This window comes from Streptomyces sp. GDS52 (genome assembly GCF_052246875.1).
GTDB classification, from domain to species: domain Bacteria; phylum Actinomycetota; class Actinomycetes; order Streptomycetales; family Streptomycetaceae; genus Streptomyces; species Streptomyces cathayae.
The window spans coordinates 6,639,641-6,653,733 of the sequence record NZ_CM125966.1; the positions used below are offsets into that span (position 1 = coordinate 6,639,641).

11 protein-coding genes and 2 pseudogenes are annotated in these 14,093 nt (G+C 73.7%); 11 read left to right on the forward strand and 2 right to left on the reverse strand.

Features of this window, described 5'->3' with window-relative positions; all coding sequences use genetic code 11:
• Position 1 precedes the first annotated feature (1 nt).
• From ACTWJ9_RS30435 to ACTWJ9_RS30455, 5 genes are read left to right on the forward strand one after another with little or no spacing between them, the layout of a single operon-like run.
• Complete coding sequence (locus ACTWJ9_RS30435) at positions 2-223, forward strand: hypothetical protein (RefSeq protein WP_279337494.1); 222 nt, start codon at positions 2-4, stop codon at positions 221-223.
• Positions 220-747, forward strand: coding sequence for a hypothetical protein (locus tag ACTWJ9_RS30440; RefSeq protein WP_387037703.1), 528 nt, complete (start codon positions 220-222; stop codon positions 745-747). Before ACTWJ9_RS30435 ends, ACTWJ9_RS30440 begins: the two co-directional genes overlap by 4 nt.
• Positions 735-2,468: a V-type ATP synthase subunit A gene (locus tag ACTWJ9_RS30445; protein ID WP_387037705.1), complete on the forward strand. Its 1,734-nt coding sequence runs from the start codon at positions 735-737 to the stop codon at positions 2,466-2,468. The genes ACTWJ9_RS30440 and ACTWJ9_RS30445 overlap by 13 nt, the downstream gene beginning before the upstream one ends.
• A 30-nt stretch (positions 2,469-2,498) precedes the next feature.
• Positions 2,499-3,935, forward strand: a complete 1,437-nt coding sequence (locus ACTWJ9_RS30450; protein ID WP_443294984.1) for a V-type ATP synthase subunit B — start codon at positions 2,499-2,501, stop codon at positions 3,933-3,935.
• Positions 3,932-4,570, forward strand: coding sequence for a V-type ATP synthase subunit D (locus ACTWJ9_RS30455; RefSeq protein ID WP_443294985.1), 639 nt, complete (start codon positions 3,932-3,934; stop codon positions 4,568-4,570). The genes ACTWJ9_RS30450 and ACTWJ9_RS30455 overlap by 4 nt, the downstream gene beginning before the upstream one ends.
• 296 nt (positions 4,571-4,866) lie before the next feature.
• On the opposite strand, the gene ACTWJ9_RS30460 is transcribed toward ACTWJ9_RS30455, so the two are convergent.
• The gene (locus tag ACTWJ9_RS30460) at positions 4,867-5,136 is read right to left on the reverse strand and encodes an SHOCT domain-containing protein (RefSeq protein ID WP_443294986.1); all 270 of its coding nucleotides are present in this window, start codon (positions 5,134-5,136) and stop codon (positions 4,867-4,869) included.
• A gap of 205 nt (positions 5,137-5,341) precedes the next feature.
• On the opposite strand from ACTWJ9_RS30460, the pseudogene ACTWJ9_RS30465 reads away from it, so the two are divergent.
• The 4 genes and pseudogenes from ACTWJ9_RS30465 to ACTWJ9_RS30480 all read left to right on the forward strand — a co-directional run.
• Positions 5,342-5,719, forward strand: a pseudogene (locus tag ACTWJ9_RS30465) (HAD family hydrolase); the annotation flags it as partial.
• Between the two features lie 615 nt (positions 5,720-6,334).
• A pseudogene (locus tag ACTWJ9_RS30470) lies at positions 6,335-7,000 on the forward strand (acetate--CoA ligase family protein); the annotation flags it as partial.
• Positions 7,001-7,013: 13 nt separating this feature from the next.
• Complete coding sequence (locus ACTWJ9_RS30475) at positions 7,014-7,733, forward strand: CBS domain-containing protein (RefSeq protein ID WP_388708850.1); 720 nt, start codon at positions 7,014-7,016, stop codon at positions 7,731-7,733.
• Positions 7,734-7,752: 19 nt separating this feature from the next.
• Positions 7,753-8,250 carry a flavodoxin domain-containing protein gene (locus ACTWJ9_RS30480; RefSeq protein ID WP_279337502.1) on the forward strand — a complete coding sequence of 166 codons (498 nt, stop codon included), beginning with the start codon at positions 7,753-7,755 and terminating at the stop codon, positions 8,248-8,250.
• A 355-nt stretch (positions 8,251-8,605) separates the two neighbouring features.
• Here ACTWJ9_RS30480 and ACTWJ9_RS30485 read toward each other — a convergent pair whose 3' ends face one another.
• Positions 8,606-9,496 carry a universal stress protein gene (locus tag ACTWJ9_RS30485; protein ID WP_387037712.1) on the reverse strand — a complete coding sequence of 297 codons (891 nt, stop codon included), beginning with the start codon at positions 9,494-9,496 and terminating at the stop codon, positions 8,606-8,608.
• 174 nt (positions 9,497-9,670) lie between these two features.
• Between ACTWJ9_RS30485 and ACTWJ9_RS30490 the strand changes: the two genes are divergently transcribed.
• A complete protein-coding gene (locus tag ACTWJ9_RS30490; RefSeq protein WP_443294988.1) occupies positions 9,671-11,356 on the forward strand; it encodes an NAD(P)H-dependent oxidoreductase subunit E in 1,686 nt (561 codons plus the stop codon).
• Positions 11,353-14,034, forward strand: a complete 2,682-nt coding sequence (fdhF, locus tag ACTWJ9_RS30495; protein ID WP_443294989.1) for a formate dehydrogenase subunit alpha — start codon at positions 11,353-11,355, stop codon at positions 14,032-14,034. Before ACTWJ9_RS30490 ends, fdhF begins: the two co-directional genes overlap by 4 nt.
• Positions 14,035-14,093 lie beyond the last annotated feature (59 nt).

The following is a 14,093-nucleotide window of genomic DNA, read 5'->3' on the forward strand; positions in this document are numbered from 1 at the left end:
CATGGGACGCGTGGCCGCCCTAGGCGAACAGGTGCGGGTGGCCGGATTCGCGCTGGCCGGAGTCACCGTGCTCCTCGCGGAGGGGCCGGACGCCGTGCGGGCGGCGTGGCGGACCCTTCCCAAGGACGTGGAGCTGGTGATCCTCACCCCGGCGGCGGCCGCCGCGCTCGGCCCGGAGCCGTCGGAGGCCACCGCGCCGCTGTCTGCGGTGATGCCACCGTGAAGGCACCCGTCCCGGGCCGGGTCGAGAGCGCACTCGAACCGGTCCGTGCCGAGCTGCTGCGGGCCGCCCGGGCAGAGGCCGCCGACCTGCTGGCCCGAGCCGACCGGGACGCCACGGCGCTCCTCGAACACGCCCGCGCCGAGGCCCGCGCCCTGCTGGAGGACGCCCACCACGAGGGGGAGGCCCAAGGGGCCGCTGCCGGACGGGTCACACGCGCGCGGGCCCGGCGAACGGCGCGGGCGCGTGAACTGACCGCCCGCAGGGAGGCGTACGAGGAACTGGGCCGCCGTGCCACCGCCCACGTCCGGGAGCTGCGGCACACGGCCGACTATCCGCTGCTGCTGGAGCGGCTGACCCGGCACGCGCGCCGGCTCCTGGGACCGGACGCCGAGACGGCCGTGCACTCCGGCGGAGGCCTGGTCGCCCACGCCGCAGGCCGGCGGGTCGACTGCACCCTCGATGCCCTGGCCGCGCGGGCGCTGGACCGGCTCGGAGCGGAGGTGGAGAGCTTGTGGACGCCGTGAACGCCGACCCCGCCGCGCGGATTCTGCGGGTGGCCGGACCGCTGGTCGAGGCGGAGTACACCGACGGCACGGCGATGCACGACCTGGTCTTCCTCGGCGAGGCGGGGCTGCCCGGCGAGGTGGTCGCGATCAGCGGTGGCGTCGTCACCGTCCAGGTGTACGAGTACACGGGTGGGCTCGCCCCCGGAGACCTCGCACGGCCGGGCACGGGGCCGCTTTCCGCACAGCTCGGTCCCGGGCTGCTCGGAGGCGTCTTCGACGGCTTGCTCCGGCCGCTCTCCGGTGCGGGCGACTGGCTGGCCCCCGGCACGAACCGGTCCGCCGGTGAGGAGCGCGCCTGGCCGTTCGTCCCCGGTGTGGAGCAAGGGGCACGGGTCGCGGAGGGCGAGGCGCTGGGGGAGGTGCGAGGAACGGGGCCGGTCCGCGTGCGGGTACTCGTACCGCCGGGCGTCGCGGGCGTGGTGGAGCGGATCGCGCCGGAGGGAACCCGTCCGCAGGACGCGGTCGTGGCCCGGGTCGACGGCACCGACGTACGCATCGGTGCCACCTGGCCCGTACGCCGTCCGCGGCCCGTACGTGAGCGCGGGGGAGAGCCGGAGGCCCTGAGCACCGGGCAGCGCGTGATCGACCTGCTCTTTCCCGTCGCCCGCGGTGGCACGGTCGCCGTCCCCGGCGGCTTCGGCACCGGGAAGACCGTGCTGCTGCAGCAGATCGCCAAGTGGTGCGACGCCGACGTGATCGTCTACGTGGGCTGCGGTGAGCGCGGCAACGAGATGGCGGACGTCATCGCCGAGCTCCCCGAACTGGAGGACCCCCGGACCGGCGGACGGCTCGCCGACCGGACCGTGACCATCGCCAACACCTCCAACATGCCGATGATGGCCCGTGAGGCGAGTATCCACACCGGGACCACGGTCGCCGAGTACTTCCGGGACATGGGGCTCGACGTCGTGGTCATCGCCGACTCGACCTCGCGGTGGGCCGAGGCGCTGAGAGAGTTCGCCTCCCGGACCGGCGCGCTGCCCGCCGAGGAGGGGTATCCGGCAGGGCTGGCCTCGGCGATCGCCGCGTTCTACGAGCGTGCGGGAGCCGTGACCACACTCGGCGGCGAACGCGGCTCGATCACCGTGATCGGCGCGGTCTCCCCGCCGGGCGGTGACACGACCGAACCGGTCACCGCCCACACCGAGCGGTTCGTGCGCTGCCTGTGGTCACTGGACCGCGACCTCGCCTACGCCCGGCACTACCCGGCCCTGTCCTGGTCGGGATCGTTCTCCCGCGACGCGGCGGCCCTCACCGCCCGGCAGGCGGCGGACGACCCGGCCTGGCCCGCGCGGCGCGCACGCGTGGCCGCCCTGCTCGCAGAGGCGGACCGGCTGGCCGCTCTCGTCGATCTGATCGGCATCACCGCACTGCCCGACCGGGAACGTGTCGGCGTCCTCGCCGGACGGCTCGTCCGCGAGGGCCTCCTCCAGCAGAGCGCCCTGTCGGCCGAGGACGCCCACTGCGGCGCCGACAAGACCGCCGCACTGGTCGACGCGGTGCTCGCGGTGGTCGACCGGTGCCGGGAACTCGTCGACTCCGGCACCCCCGCGGCCGTCCTCGAGGACGTGGACTTCGGTCCGGTGCTCCGAGCACGCGAGGAGGTCGGCCCGCACGACACCGAGGGCGTGCGGGCACGACGGGACGCCCTGCTCACCCGGCTGCAGGAGGTGCGGTGACATGAGCCTCGGGGACGGAGGCGACCGGCCGTGACCCTGTGGGGCGATGTCGAGTACACGTCCGTCCGTGAACTGCGCGGTCCGCTCGCCGTCCTCGAAGGGGTCGAAGGCGTCGGCTACGACGAGTTCGCCCGGATCACGCTGGAGACCGGCGAACAGCGGCACGGACTCGTCCTGGAAGTGGACCGGGACCTCGCCGTGGTGCAGGTGCTGGAGGACACCACCGGCATGGACCCGCGAGGCACCCGCGTGGCTTTCACCGGAGGACCGCTGCGCATTCCGGTCGGTCCCGCCTGGCTGGGCCGGGTCTGCAACGGGCGCGGCGAGCCGGTCGACGGAGGGCCTCCGGTCTTCGGACGGACCAGCGCCCCGGTGGGCGGCGACCCCCTCAATCCCGTACGGCGTGAGCCGCCGTCCGAGCCGGTCCTCACCGGTGTCGGCGTGGTCGACGCGCTGACCACACTGGTGCGCGGGCAGAAGCTCCCGGTGTTCTCCGCCGCCGGACTGCCCCATCTGGAACTGGCGGCCCAGATCGCGGCCCAGGCCACCGCCGGCGGTGAGCCGTTCAGCGTGGTCTTCGCCGGCATGGGACTCACCCACCCGGACGCCTCCTTCGTCCGGGACGCGCTGGAGGAGCGCTCCGCCACCGGCGACCTCGTGCTGCTGCTCAACACCGCCGACGACCCCGTCATCGAACGGATCCTCACCCCGCGCCTCGCCCTGACCGTCGCCGAGGACCTCGCCTTCACCGGCGGGCGGCACGTCCTCGTCGTCATGACCGACATGACCAGCTACGCGGAGGCCCTGCGGGAGGTCTCGGCGGCGCGCGGCGAGGTCCCGGCCCGTCGTGCCTACCCCGGTTACCTCTACAGCGACCTCGCCTCTCTCTACGAGCGCTGCGGCCGGCTCCGCGGACGGCCCGGCTCGGTGACCGTCCTGCCCGTCCTGACCATGCCCGCCGGTGACATCACCCACCCCGTTCCGGACCTGACCGGCTACATCACCGAGGGACAGATCGTCCTCTCCCGCGAAACGCACGCCCTGGGCGTGTATCCGCCCGTGGACGCCCTCTCCTCACTGTCCCGTCTGATGCGCAAGGGGGCCGGACCGGGCCGCACCCGCGCCGACCACCTCGACGTCGCCGCGCAGATCCTGGCAGCACTCGCCCGGGCCCGGCAGGTCCGTGAACTCGCCGACCTGGTCGGCCGACCGGCGCTGAGCCCGGCCGACCGCCGCCATCTGGTCTTCGAGGAGGCATTCCTGCGCGGTTTCGTGAACCAGCCGAGCGACGCGTCGCGGTCTCTGGAGCAGACGCTGGAGGACGCCTGGCAGGCGCTGTTGACGCTGCCGCGCGGCCAGCTCTCCATGCTGCCCGCCGCCCTGCTCGACGAACACGGCGCGCGGGAGGCCCCGGAAGACCGGGACGAAGTGTCCGACATGCCCGGGGAAGAAGGGACGCCTCCATGACGGCCCCGCCCCGGATCCCGCCCTCCCGTGCCGGGCGTCTGCACCTGCGGCACCGTCTGACGGTCGCCCGCCGGGGCGCCGACCTCCTCGAACAGAAGCTGCGCATCCTGCGCGCCCGCCACGAGCACCTGCGCCGCGCGGAGGAGAGCGGTGCCCGCCATTGGCACGACAGCGCGGAGAAAGCGGACACCTGGCTGCTGAGAGCAGTCCTGCTCGGCGGCGAATCAGTGCTCGACAGCGCGGCCGCCGGGGTCGGCCCGGCGAGCATCGCGGTCGTCGAAACCGTCACCATGGGGGTTCGTCACCCGTCCGAGGTCACCTGCTCCGTGCCCGACCGCACGCCCACCTCGGCCCCGCCCGCCAACACCGCCCTGATCCACGCGGAGGCCGCCTTCCGCGAAGCACTCCGAGCGGCAGCCGAGTACGCCGGAGCCCGGGCGGCCCGGAGGATCCTCGAGGCCGAACTGACGCGTACCCGCCGACGCGCCCGAGCCCTGCGACGGCACTGGATACCCCGCCTCGAGTCAGCGCTCGCCCGCGTCGAACTCGCCCTGGAACAGGCCGAGCACGAGGACGCGGTGAGGCGCCGCTGGGCGGCTCGTATCCGGGAGGGCGGCGGAGGGGGCGGTGAGTGAGGGGAGCCGCGACGGCCGAGCCCGGCTCGCAGGGTCGTCCCCGTTTCCCCGGTTCCCCCACCGTGGTGCCGTCACCGATGCGACCCGGCAGGGGTGCCGTATCCGAGCGGCCGGACCGCCCACCGGAACGGAGAAGCGCCATGCACCACCGCACGGTCGCGGAACTCATGACCCGGAACGTGGTCCGGGCACCGCGTGAGCTGCCGACCGCTGTCGACACGTCTGCTTCGCGGACATCGAATCCTCCTCGGTCATCGAGGGGTGCACGGCGCCGGGGGGGAAGTGGCAGCCGTGGTTCAGCCTTTGGCGAGCGGGTCGGAGTGCAGCGTGCTCAGACGACGCCGGTACTCCTCCTCGTCGATCTCCCCCCGGGCCAGCCGCTCGCGAAGGATGTCCTCCGGGGTGGGTGGGGGCGTGGCGAGGGTGTGGGTGTGTTCATGGGGACTGTTGACGGCTCGGAGGAGCAGCACGACGGCCGTGATGATCAACGCCCAGAACAGAACCATGCCGACCGACATCGCGAACCAGCCCCAACCGCTGACGCCGTGGTCGTACCAGAACATCATCGCCACTCACCTGCTTCGGTCTGTCGGCAATCAGGGCCGACCGGGCTCCCGAAGGACTTCCTGCCTTCACCTGCATTGTCCCTCTGCCCGGTGCGGCGCTCCGGGGCCGGACGGCCCAGGACCAGTGGGCCGTTCAGCCCCTATGCGGCAGGGGCACCCGAGCGCAGGCTGGAGAATGATCCACCGGGGGAGGCCAGAAGCGCCCATGGGCGCTCTCGAAATCGTCGGGCTCCTCGCCTCGGCCGTGCTGATCGCCGCACGGGGCCGGTGCTTCCTCGGGCCGCGCCGGGCCGGCATCGCCCGGCTGCTGGGTGACGGCGGTGTCGACACCGCCCCTGGACCCTGCCGCCGCCACCCGTCGGCTGAGGGGAAGGCCCCCGTGCCCGTGGCCGTCGCCGGACGACCCGCAGGAGTCCTGGCCGTTGCCGACACCGTCAAGGACGACTCCGCGGCCGTCATCACCGTGCTGCAGCGCCTGGGTGTCGACGTCGTCATGCTCACCGGGGACAACGCCCGCACCGCCGCCCAGGCGGGCGTGGACCGGGTACTGCCCGAGCACACGGACGAAGAGATCCGCCGCCTCCGGGGCGGGGGCCGCACCGTCGGCATGGCCGGCGACGGCATCGACGACGCCCCGCCCGGCCACCGTCGACGGCGTCCTGGCCATCGAGGCCGCCGACCTCACTCCCGTCTCCGGCTCTCTGAGCGGTGTCGTCGCCAGCGCCTCCCGGCTGCGCCGCCGGCACACCCAGCCGCTGCCCGAGACCGAGCCGCCCGTATCCAGCCCTGGGCCGAGTCCACTGCCGACCGTGCCCCGACAGCACAGCACAGCCACCGCGGCCGCGGGCCGACACCGCCCGGCCTTCCGGGGCGGCGACACCACGGTCGCGGACCCGGTGTGAAGCATGCGGGTGGACAAGGCGACCGCCACCGAACACCGGCAGACCGAGCACGGCACCCACTACCTCTGCCGGGGACCTCCGTGCGGCCTTGGGCCGACCGGCCCTTGTATCGCCCCCGGACAGCCCATGGGGTCTCGACCCGATCCGGCGGATGCTCGAGGTGGCATGAGGTTCGGAGGAGTTTCGCGATGACACAGCACGACGTGACCGACCGACCCCCCGTCCACGCCCTGCTCGCGGACGGCGCCACCGTGTGCATCCGTCCCCTGCGGCCCGGTGACCACGATCAGATCGCGCGCACCTGCGCCGATCTGCTGGGCTGCTACGGCATCCCACAGATCCCGTGGGCCTGGGCCGTGACCGAGGACGACGCAGTCCTGGCCGCCGACCGGCTGCGCGGTGCCGACGGCCGGGTGGTCATGAAGGCCCACTGGCCCGGGCTGGTGCACAAGAGCGAGCAGCACGCCGTCCACCTCGACCTGCGAGGCGATGCGCAGATCCGGTCCGCCTTCCGGGACCTCAGGACCCGCTTCGCCGGGCTGATGACCGGTGTCGTGCTGCAGCCGCTCGCCGCTCGCGGCACCGAGCTGTTCGCCGGTGTCGTCCAGGACCAGGTCTTCGGTCCCCTCGTCCTGTTCGGGCTCGGCGGCACGGCGACCGAGGTGCTCGCCGACCACGCCGCCCGCCTCGCTCCGCTCACGGACCACGACGTACACGACTTGATGACCTCCCCGCGCTGCGCCCCGCTCCTGTTCGGCGCGCGCGGCGACGGTCCCGTCGACCTCGGCCGGCTGGAGCAACTGCTGCTGCGGCTGTCCCGCATGGCGGCGGATCTGCCGCAGCTCGCCGAGGCCGACTTCAACCCGGTTCTGGCGACACCGGACGGTGTCACCGTGCTGGACGCCCGGGTCCGGCTGGTGCCGTGCGGGCCACAGGACCCCTATCTGCGCCGACTCCGGTGAGGAGGGAACAGACATGATGCACAACAAGGTCGGCTCCGTCATGACCACGGATGTCGTCCATGCCGATTACGGCACCCCGTTCAAGGAGGTCGCGAGGATGCTCGCGGACCGCCGGATCAGCGGACTGCCGGTGATCGACGAGGACGACAAGGTCATCGGCGTCATCTCCGAAACCGACCTGGTGGCGCGCCAGGCGGCCACGCCCGGCCGTCACGGACGGCGCCTCGCCAGGCTGACGCGCGGTGCCCGGCGTCAGACCGCGAAAGTGCACGCCCGCACCGCCGGCCAGCTGATGACGCGGCCGCCGGTCACCTCGCACGCCGACGACACCATCGCCGAGGCCGCCCGCACCATGGCCCGGCGCCAGGTGGAACGGTTGCCGGTGCTCGACGAGGCGGACCGGCTGGTGGGCATCGTCACCCGCCGCGATCTGCTCCAGGTCTTTCTGCGCCCCGACGCGGAGATCCGCACCGAGGTGATCGAGGACGTACTGGTGGACACCCTGGGGCTGCCGCCCCGCGCCGTCGACGTGTTCGTGGTCGAGGGCGTCGTGACGCTCACCGGTCATGTGGAACGCAAGAGCGAGAAGAGCGTGGCCCTGTTGATGACCGCGCGGATCGACGGTGTGGTCGGGGTCGTCGACGAGCTCACGTACCGACTGGACGACGCGCGTCTGCGTACCGGGGAGCCGCAGATACGGCACGGCGTGGCCGACGACCGGCCGCGCCGGTGAGGAGAGGAGGCGCAACGCCATGGCCGGCACCGTGTTGGTCACCTACGGAACCACGAACGGATCGACGGCACGGATCGCCGAAACCGTCGCCGACGTCCTGCGGAAGGAGGGGTTGACGGTCGAGACCCTGCCCGCCCGGTCCGTCGCCGGTGTGACGTCGTACGACGCCGTGGTGGTCGGTGGCGGGCTGTACGCCGGACGCTGGCACAAGGACGCCCGTCGGTTCGTCCGCCGGCACCGCCACGAACTGGCGGAACGCCCGGTGTGGCTGTTCAGCAGCGGCCCGCTGGACGCTACGGCCTCGGAACGGGACATCCCGCCGGTACCCGGTGTGAGGAAGGCCGTCGCCGAGCTTGATGCCAGGGAGCACGTCACCTTCGGCGGCTGCCTCGAGGAGGGCGCGAAGGGATGGGTCGCCCGGATGATCCTCCGCAACGGAAAGGGCGGGGACTTCCGCGACTTCACGGCGATCGAGACGTGGGCGGCACATGTCGCCGACGACCTGACCCGCGGATGAGGACCGGTCCCCGTGCCCGCGACCGGCCGCTGTGCCGTCCGTGAACTGCCGCCCCACCGGCTGCCCGCCCCACGCGGTACCGGCCGCTGTGGTCCTCCGCACACGCCTTCGACGGTCATCGCGGAGAGTCGGACCGGGCGGCGCCGGCAGAGCCCACGCCCAGAAGCAGGGCATGAGTCCGGCTGTGGCCGGGGCGAGCATCCACGGCGGTTGCGCGGACACCGCCGGCCCACTGGCGTGCGGTGCTGACGTGCGGCTCAAGGCGCCTTCTCCTTGCTTCACGGAAGGGATCGCCCCGTTCCCGGACTCGCGCAGCTGCCGAGCAGCCGGACACGAGAACGCCCCGGCGATCCGGTCAGTGACGCGCGTCCGATCCCCGTACCACGGCGACCGGGCAGTGCGCGTGGTGCAGCAGGGCCTGGCTGACCGAGCCGAGCAGCAGGCCGGCGAAACCGCCGCGCCCCCGCGCGCCGAGGACCAGGAGCTGGGCGGTCCTGCTGGCCTCGATCAGAGCCTCACGGGTACCGCCGTGCACCACCCTGGGCTCGACCTGGACTCCCGGGTACGTGTCCCGGTGACCCGCGAGTGCCTCGGACAGCAGGCGTTCCTCGCTCTGCGCGAGCGCGCCCGGCTCATTCGCGTACGGCAGCGCGGGGTCCTGTGGCGGGGGCACCGGCGCGTTCCACGTGGTCCAGGCGTGCAGGGCGATGATCGAGGTCCCGCGCAGCTCGGCCTCGGCGAAGGCGAAATCGATCGCCTTCTCGCCCGCGGGTGAGCCGTCGACCCCCAGCACGATCGGTCCGGCGGCGTCCGGCTGCTCCCGCACCACCAGCACAGGGCACGGTCCGTGTGCCGCCAGGTGCACCGCCGTCGAACCCGCGAGCAGCCCCACAAAGCCCCCCATGCCCCGGGATCCGACGACCACCAGCTCCGCGGCACGCGACTGCGCCTCCAGTACCGTCAACGGCTCGCCCGCCACCATGACATGCGTGACGTGCACCTCCGGCACCGCCGACCTGGCGCGTTCCACCGCCTCGGCCGTCAGCCGCTCGGCCTGGTTGCGCACATCGCTTTCGGGCGGGCCGAAGGGCGACGGCCCCAACGGCGCATGCAGGGCGGGCCAGAGGAACGCGTGGACCACGCGCAGTCCCGCGCCCCGCCACCGGGCCTCGCGAGCCGCCACCTCCGCCGCGGCGAGACCCGACGCCGAGCCGTCCACTCCCACTACCACCAGGCCGCTGCTCACCCGCGCCTCCCTGCCCGCCAGCCTGCCTTCCTCAAGCCTCACCCGGATGATGCGCTGCCGCCAGAGGACCGGGCGGCCGAGCGTGGTGCACCGGCACCCTGACGCCCCTGGCGCGAACGGCATCCGCCCGAAGCCCGGATTGTGGCGCTCCGGAACTGCCACCACGATGAAGACATGGCTGCCATGCGTCCCGCCGGCCGTTCCGACGCCTTCCGTGCCCTCTCCGAGCGGCGCGGAAGAGCCGGTGAGCGGCTGGTGGAAAACCTGGCCCGGGCCAGGGCCGGCACGGTGGACCGCCCCGAGAGCTGGGCCCCGGCGGTCGCCGCCGGCCTCGGCCTGCCTGCCGCCGCAGCACTCGGACCGGCCGCCTACTACGCGGACCTCGTCGCCCCGCACGGGCGCCGTCACATCCGGGTCTGCTCGGCGACGGCGTGCTTCGCGGCGCGGTCAGGACGGCATCTCCCCCAGGTGGAGCAGGAACTGGGCGTCACCGTGGGCACCGTCTCACCGGACGGAGAGACGTCACTGCAAACCGTCCGCTGTCTGGGGTACTGCTACGCCGGCCCCGCCGCGCTCGACGGGGCCGTGCCCTGCACGGGTCCCGCTCTCGCCGCCCAACTGGCAGGGCACGAGCCACCGTCGGATCCGCAGATGCCAGTGGCCGACGACACCGGGGCCCCCGTGCTGCTGGCCGGAGTGGTCGCGGATGAGCCGGCGTGGCAGGTGTGGCCGCGGAGCGTGGTGGCCGGCAGCCCTGAGCAGGTCCACGGGGAGGTGGCCGCCTCCGGGCTGCGCGGACGCGGGGGAGCGGGCTTCCGGGTGGCGGCGAAATGGGAGGCGGCGGGCCGGGCGCCCGGCACCGTGCTGGTGGCCAACGGAGATGAGGGGGACCCCGGGTCGTACGCCGACCGGTTGCTGATGGAGGCCGACCCGCGGCGGGTGCTGGAGGGCCTGGCGCTGGCCTGCTTCGCCTGTGGTGCCCGCCGGGGCGTGGTGCTGGTCCGCTCGGAGTACCCGCGCGCGCTGGCACGGATGCGGGAAGCGGTCGAGGAGGCGTACGCGGACGGGCACTTCGGCCCGTCCGTGCACGGCACGGACACGGCCCTGGACGTCGAGGTGGTGCGGGGCGCCGGATCGTACGTCGCCGGTGAGGAGACCGCGCTGATCGCGAGTCTGGAAGGGGACCGGGGCTGCGCCCGGCCGCGCCCGCCGTACCCGACCGCGCGCGGGCTCCGGGGCGCGCCGACCGTGGTGAACAACGTGGAGACCCTCGCAGCCGTCCCCTGGATCGTGGCCCGGGGCGGCGACGCGTACGCCCGGCGCGGGACGCCGGAGGAGACCGGCACGAAACTGGTCTGCCTCTCGGAGCGGTTCGCCCGGCCGGGGGCCTACGAGGTCGAGCTGGGTACCTCGCTGCTGCGGATCGTCACCGAGCTGGGCGGTGGCATGAGGGACGGCAGCGAGCTGACCGCCCTCCAGGTCGGTGGACCACTGGGCGGATTCCTCGCCCCGGACGCGCTGGACGTGCCGCTCACCACGGCCGGCCTGGCAGCCCGCGGTGCCGCACTGGGCCATGCCGGCCTGGTCGCCTTCGACCGGCGTGTGGCGCCGCAGGACGTGCTGCGGCACGTGTGGGAGTTCGCGGCGGCGGAGAGCTGCGGCGCCTGCTCCCCCTGCCGGGTGGGCTCACGCCGCGGTCTGGAGCTGGCCGGGGCCGGCACTGCGCCCGGTGCCGAGTGGGGACGACTCGCGCGGGTACTGGCCGAGGCGAGCCTGTGCGCGTTCGGGCGGCGCATCCCGCCCGCCGTGCGCAGCCTCGCCCGCGTCTACGGCGACCGACTGGCGGTATGGGAGCCATGACCGGAACCGAGATCCAGGTCGACGGCACGAGCGTTGCCGTACCCGAGGGAGCATCCCTGCTCGCGGCCGTGCGGGCGGCCGGGAGCGATCTGCCCGCCCTGTGCTCCGACGACCGGCTCAGCCCGGTCGGCTCCTGCCGTACCTGCCTCGTACGCGCCGCCGGGCAGACCGTGGCGGCCTGTGTGACCCCGGCCGCCCCTGGTGTCCACGTCGAGACCGCGACCGACGATCTGCGGCAACTGCGCCGGGAGGCGGTGGAGGTCATCGCCTCCGCCCTGCCGCACCGAGCCCTCGCCGACGGCAACCCCGGTGAACTGGCCGAGGTCTGCCGGTCGATGGGCATCGGCCCCGACACCGCACAGGGTGCCGGAGGCCGGGGCGGGGACGACTCCCACCCCTACGTCCATCTGGACCGGGACCTGTGCATCGCCTGCGGCCGGTGCGTCCGCATGTGCGCCGAGGTACAGGGCACCTTCGCCCTGACCCTGGTCGGCCGGGGCGCCGACACCGTGGTCGCGCCCGGCACCGGCGGGCCCTGGGCCGAGTCGGACTGCGTCGCCTGCGGCGGCTGCGTCGACACCTGCCCCACCGGCGCGCTCACCGAACCCGGCCCGGCGCGCGGACTCACCTCCGCCCACCGGCCGCCGGCGACCCGTACGACGTGCGGCTACTGCGGTGTCGGCTGCGCCCTGGACGTCGTCACCGCCGGCGGCGAGATCACGACCGTACTGCCCGCCCGTGACGGCCCGGTCAACCAGGGCCACGCCTGTGTCAAGGGCCGCTTCGCCCACGGCTACATCACCTCCCCCGAACGGCTCACCCGGCCCCTGCTGCGACGTGACGGCCGGCTGGAGCCCGTCAGCTGGGACGAGGCGCTCGGGCATGTCGCCCGAGGGCTGCGCGCGGCCGTCGCCGCCGGTGGCCCGGAGTCTGTTGCGGCGATCTCCTCGGCCCGCGCCACCAACGAGGAGAACTACCTCGTCCAGAAGTTCATGCGGGCCGTCATCGGCACGAACAACGTGGACAACTGCTCCCGCCTGTGCCACTCCCCGTCCGCCGCCGGTCTGACCGCCTCCTTCGGTCTGTCCGGCGGCACCGACAGTTTCGACGACGTCGAGCGGTCCGACTGCCTGCTCGTGGTGGGGGCCAACCCCGTCGAGGCCCACCCGGTGGTCGGGGCACGGCTGCTGCGGCGCGTGCTGCACGGGGCCGAGCTGGTGGTCGCCGATCCGCGCGCCGTGGGCCTCGCCGCGCACGCCGATGTGCATCTGCGGCCCCGCCCGGGCACCAACGTGGCGCTCTTCCACGGGCTCGCCCACGTCCTGCTCGCGGAAGGCCTGACCGACGAGGCGTTCCTGCGGGAGCGGGCCACCGGTCTGCCGGAGCTCACCGAACTGCTGGCCGACTACCCGCCGGACCGGGTCGCGGACATCACCGGTGTGCCCGCCGCCGACCTGATCGCCGCCGCCCGGCTCTACGGCGGGGCCCGGAGTCCCGCGATCGTCTACGGCCTGGGGGTGACCGAGCACCTGCACGGCACGGACGGGGTGCGGACGCTGGCCAACCTGGCGATCCTGCGCGGTGCCGTGGGCACCGACAGAGGGCACGGAGTCAATCCCCTGCGCGGCCAGAACAACGTGCAGGGCGCCTCCGACATGGGCGCGCTGCCCGACCTCCTGCCCGGCTACGGCGAAGTGACCGACTCGGCGGCGCGGGCCCGGGCCGAGGCGGTGTGGGGGGTCCCGGTACCCGAGCGGCCCGGCCTGCGCATCCCGGACATGTTCGCCGCCGCGCGAGCGGGACGGCTGCGGGCGCTGTGGGTCATCGGAGAGGACGTGTGCGCCACCGATCCCGACGCGAACAAGGTGGCCGAGGCCCTTCGGGCGTGCCCGCTCGTGGTGTGCAGCGAACTGTTCCTGTCCGAGACCGCACGCCGTGCCGATGTGGTGCTGCCCGTCGCCTCCTGGCTGGAGAAGGACGGCACCTTCGTCAACTTCGACCGCCGGTTCCAGCGGGTCCGCCCCGCCGTGCCCCCGCCGGGAGAGGCGCGCAGCGACTTCGACGTCGTGCACGCCGTCGCCTCGGCGATGGACGCCGACCTCGGCTGTCCGACACCGGCCGCCGCCCTGGCCGAATGCGGCCGCGTCGCGCCCCTCTTCGCGGGCTTGTCGCACGACCGGCTGGACCGGGAAGGCGCTGTGCCGTGGCCCTGCCGGGACCCCGGCCGGCCCGGTGAGGCGAAGCTCCACCGGGACCGGTTCGCCACCGCCGACGGCCGCGCTCACCTGGCCGCGGCTCCCTACCTACCGCCGGGCGAGCACCCCGACGACGACTACCCGCTCATCCTGGTCACCGGACGCCGCTGGGCGCACTACAACTCCGGCAGCATGACCCGGCGCGGCGCCAACCTCGCCCTCGACCCCGTCGACCTCCTCGATCTCCACCCCGGCGACGCCCACCGCTACGCCGTGCGCGACGGTGAACCGGTCACGGTGGAAAGCCGGCACGGCAGGGCCCGCCTCATCGCCCGCGTCGGCGAGCAGACCGCGCCCGGCCAGGTCTTCTGCTCCTTCCACTTCCCCACGAGCGGGGTCAACCGCCTCACCTCCCACCACGCCGACACCGTCACGTCCTGTCCCGAATACAAGGTCACGGCGGTCCGCGTGGTCGTGACGTGACAGAGAAGGAAGCCGGACGCTCCGCAACAGGTACAGGGATTCCTCTGCGGACAACAGGG

What these genes read in the sequence shown, in the direction of transcription:
- ACTWJ9_RS30435 (WP_279337494.1), top strand. Translation starts at nt 2, where the DNA reads ATGGGACGCGTGGCCGCCCTAGGCGAACAGGTGCGGGTGGCCGGATTC.
- ACTWJ9_RS30460 (WP_443294986.1), bottom strand. Translation starts at nt 5,136, where the DNA reads ATGATGTTCTGGTACGACCACGGCGTCAGCGGTTGGGGCTGGTTCGCG.
- ACTWJ9_RS30455 (WP_443294985.1), top strand. Translation starts at nt 3,932, where the DNA reads ATGACGGCCCCGCCCCGGATCCCGCCCTCCCGTGCCGGGCGTCTGCAC.
- fdhF (WP_443294989.1), top strand. Translation starts at nt 11,353, where the DNA reads ATGACCGGAACCGAGATCCAGGTCGACGGCACGAGCGTTGCCGTACCC.
- ACTWJ9_RS30490 (WP_443294988.1), top strand. Translation starts at nt 9,671, where the DNA reads ATGGCTGCCATGCGTCCCGCCGGCCGTTCCGACGCCTTCCGTGCCCTC.
- ACTWJ9_RS30480 (WP_279337502.1), top strand. Translation starts at nt 7,753, where the DNA reads ATGGCCGGCACCGTGTTGGTCACCTACGGAACCACGAACGGATCGACG.
- ACTWJ9_RS30475 (WP_388708850.1), top strand. Translation starts at nt 7,014, where the DNA reads ATGATGCACAACAAGGTCGGCTCCGTCATGACCACGGATGTCGTCCAT.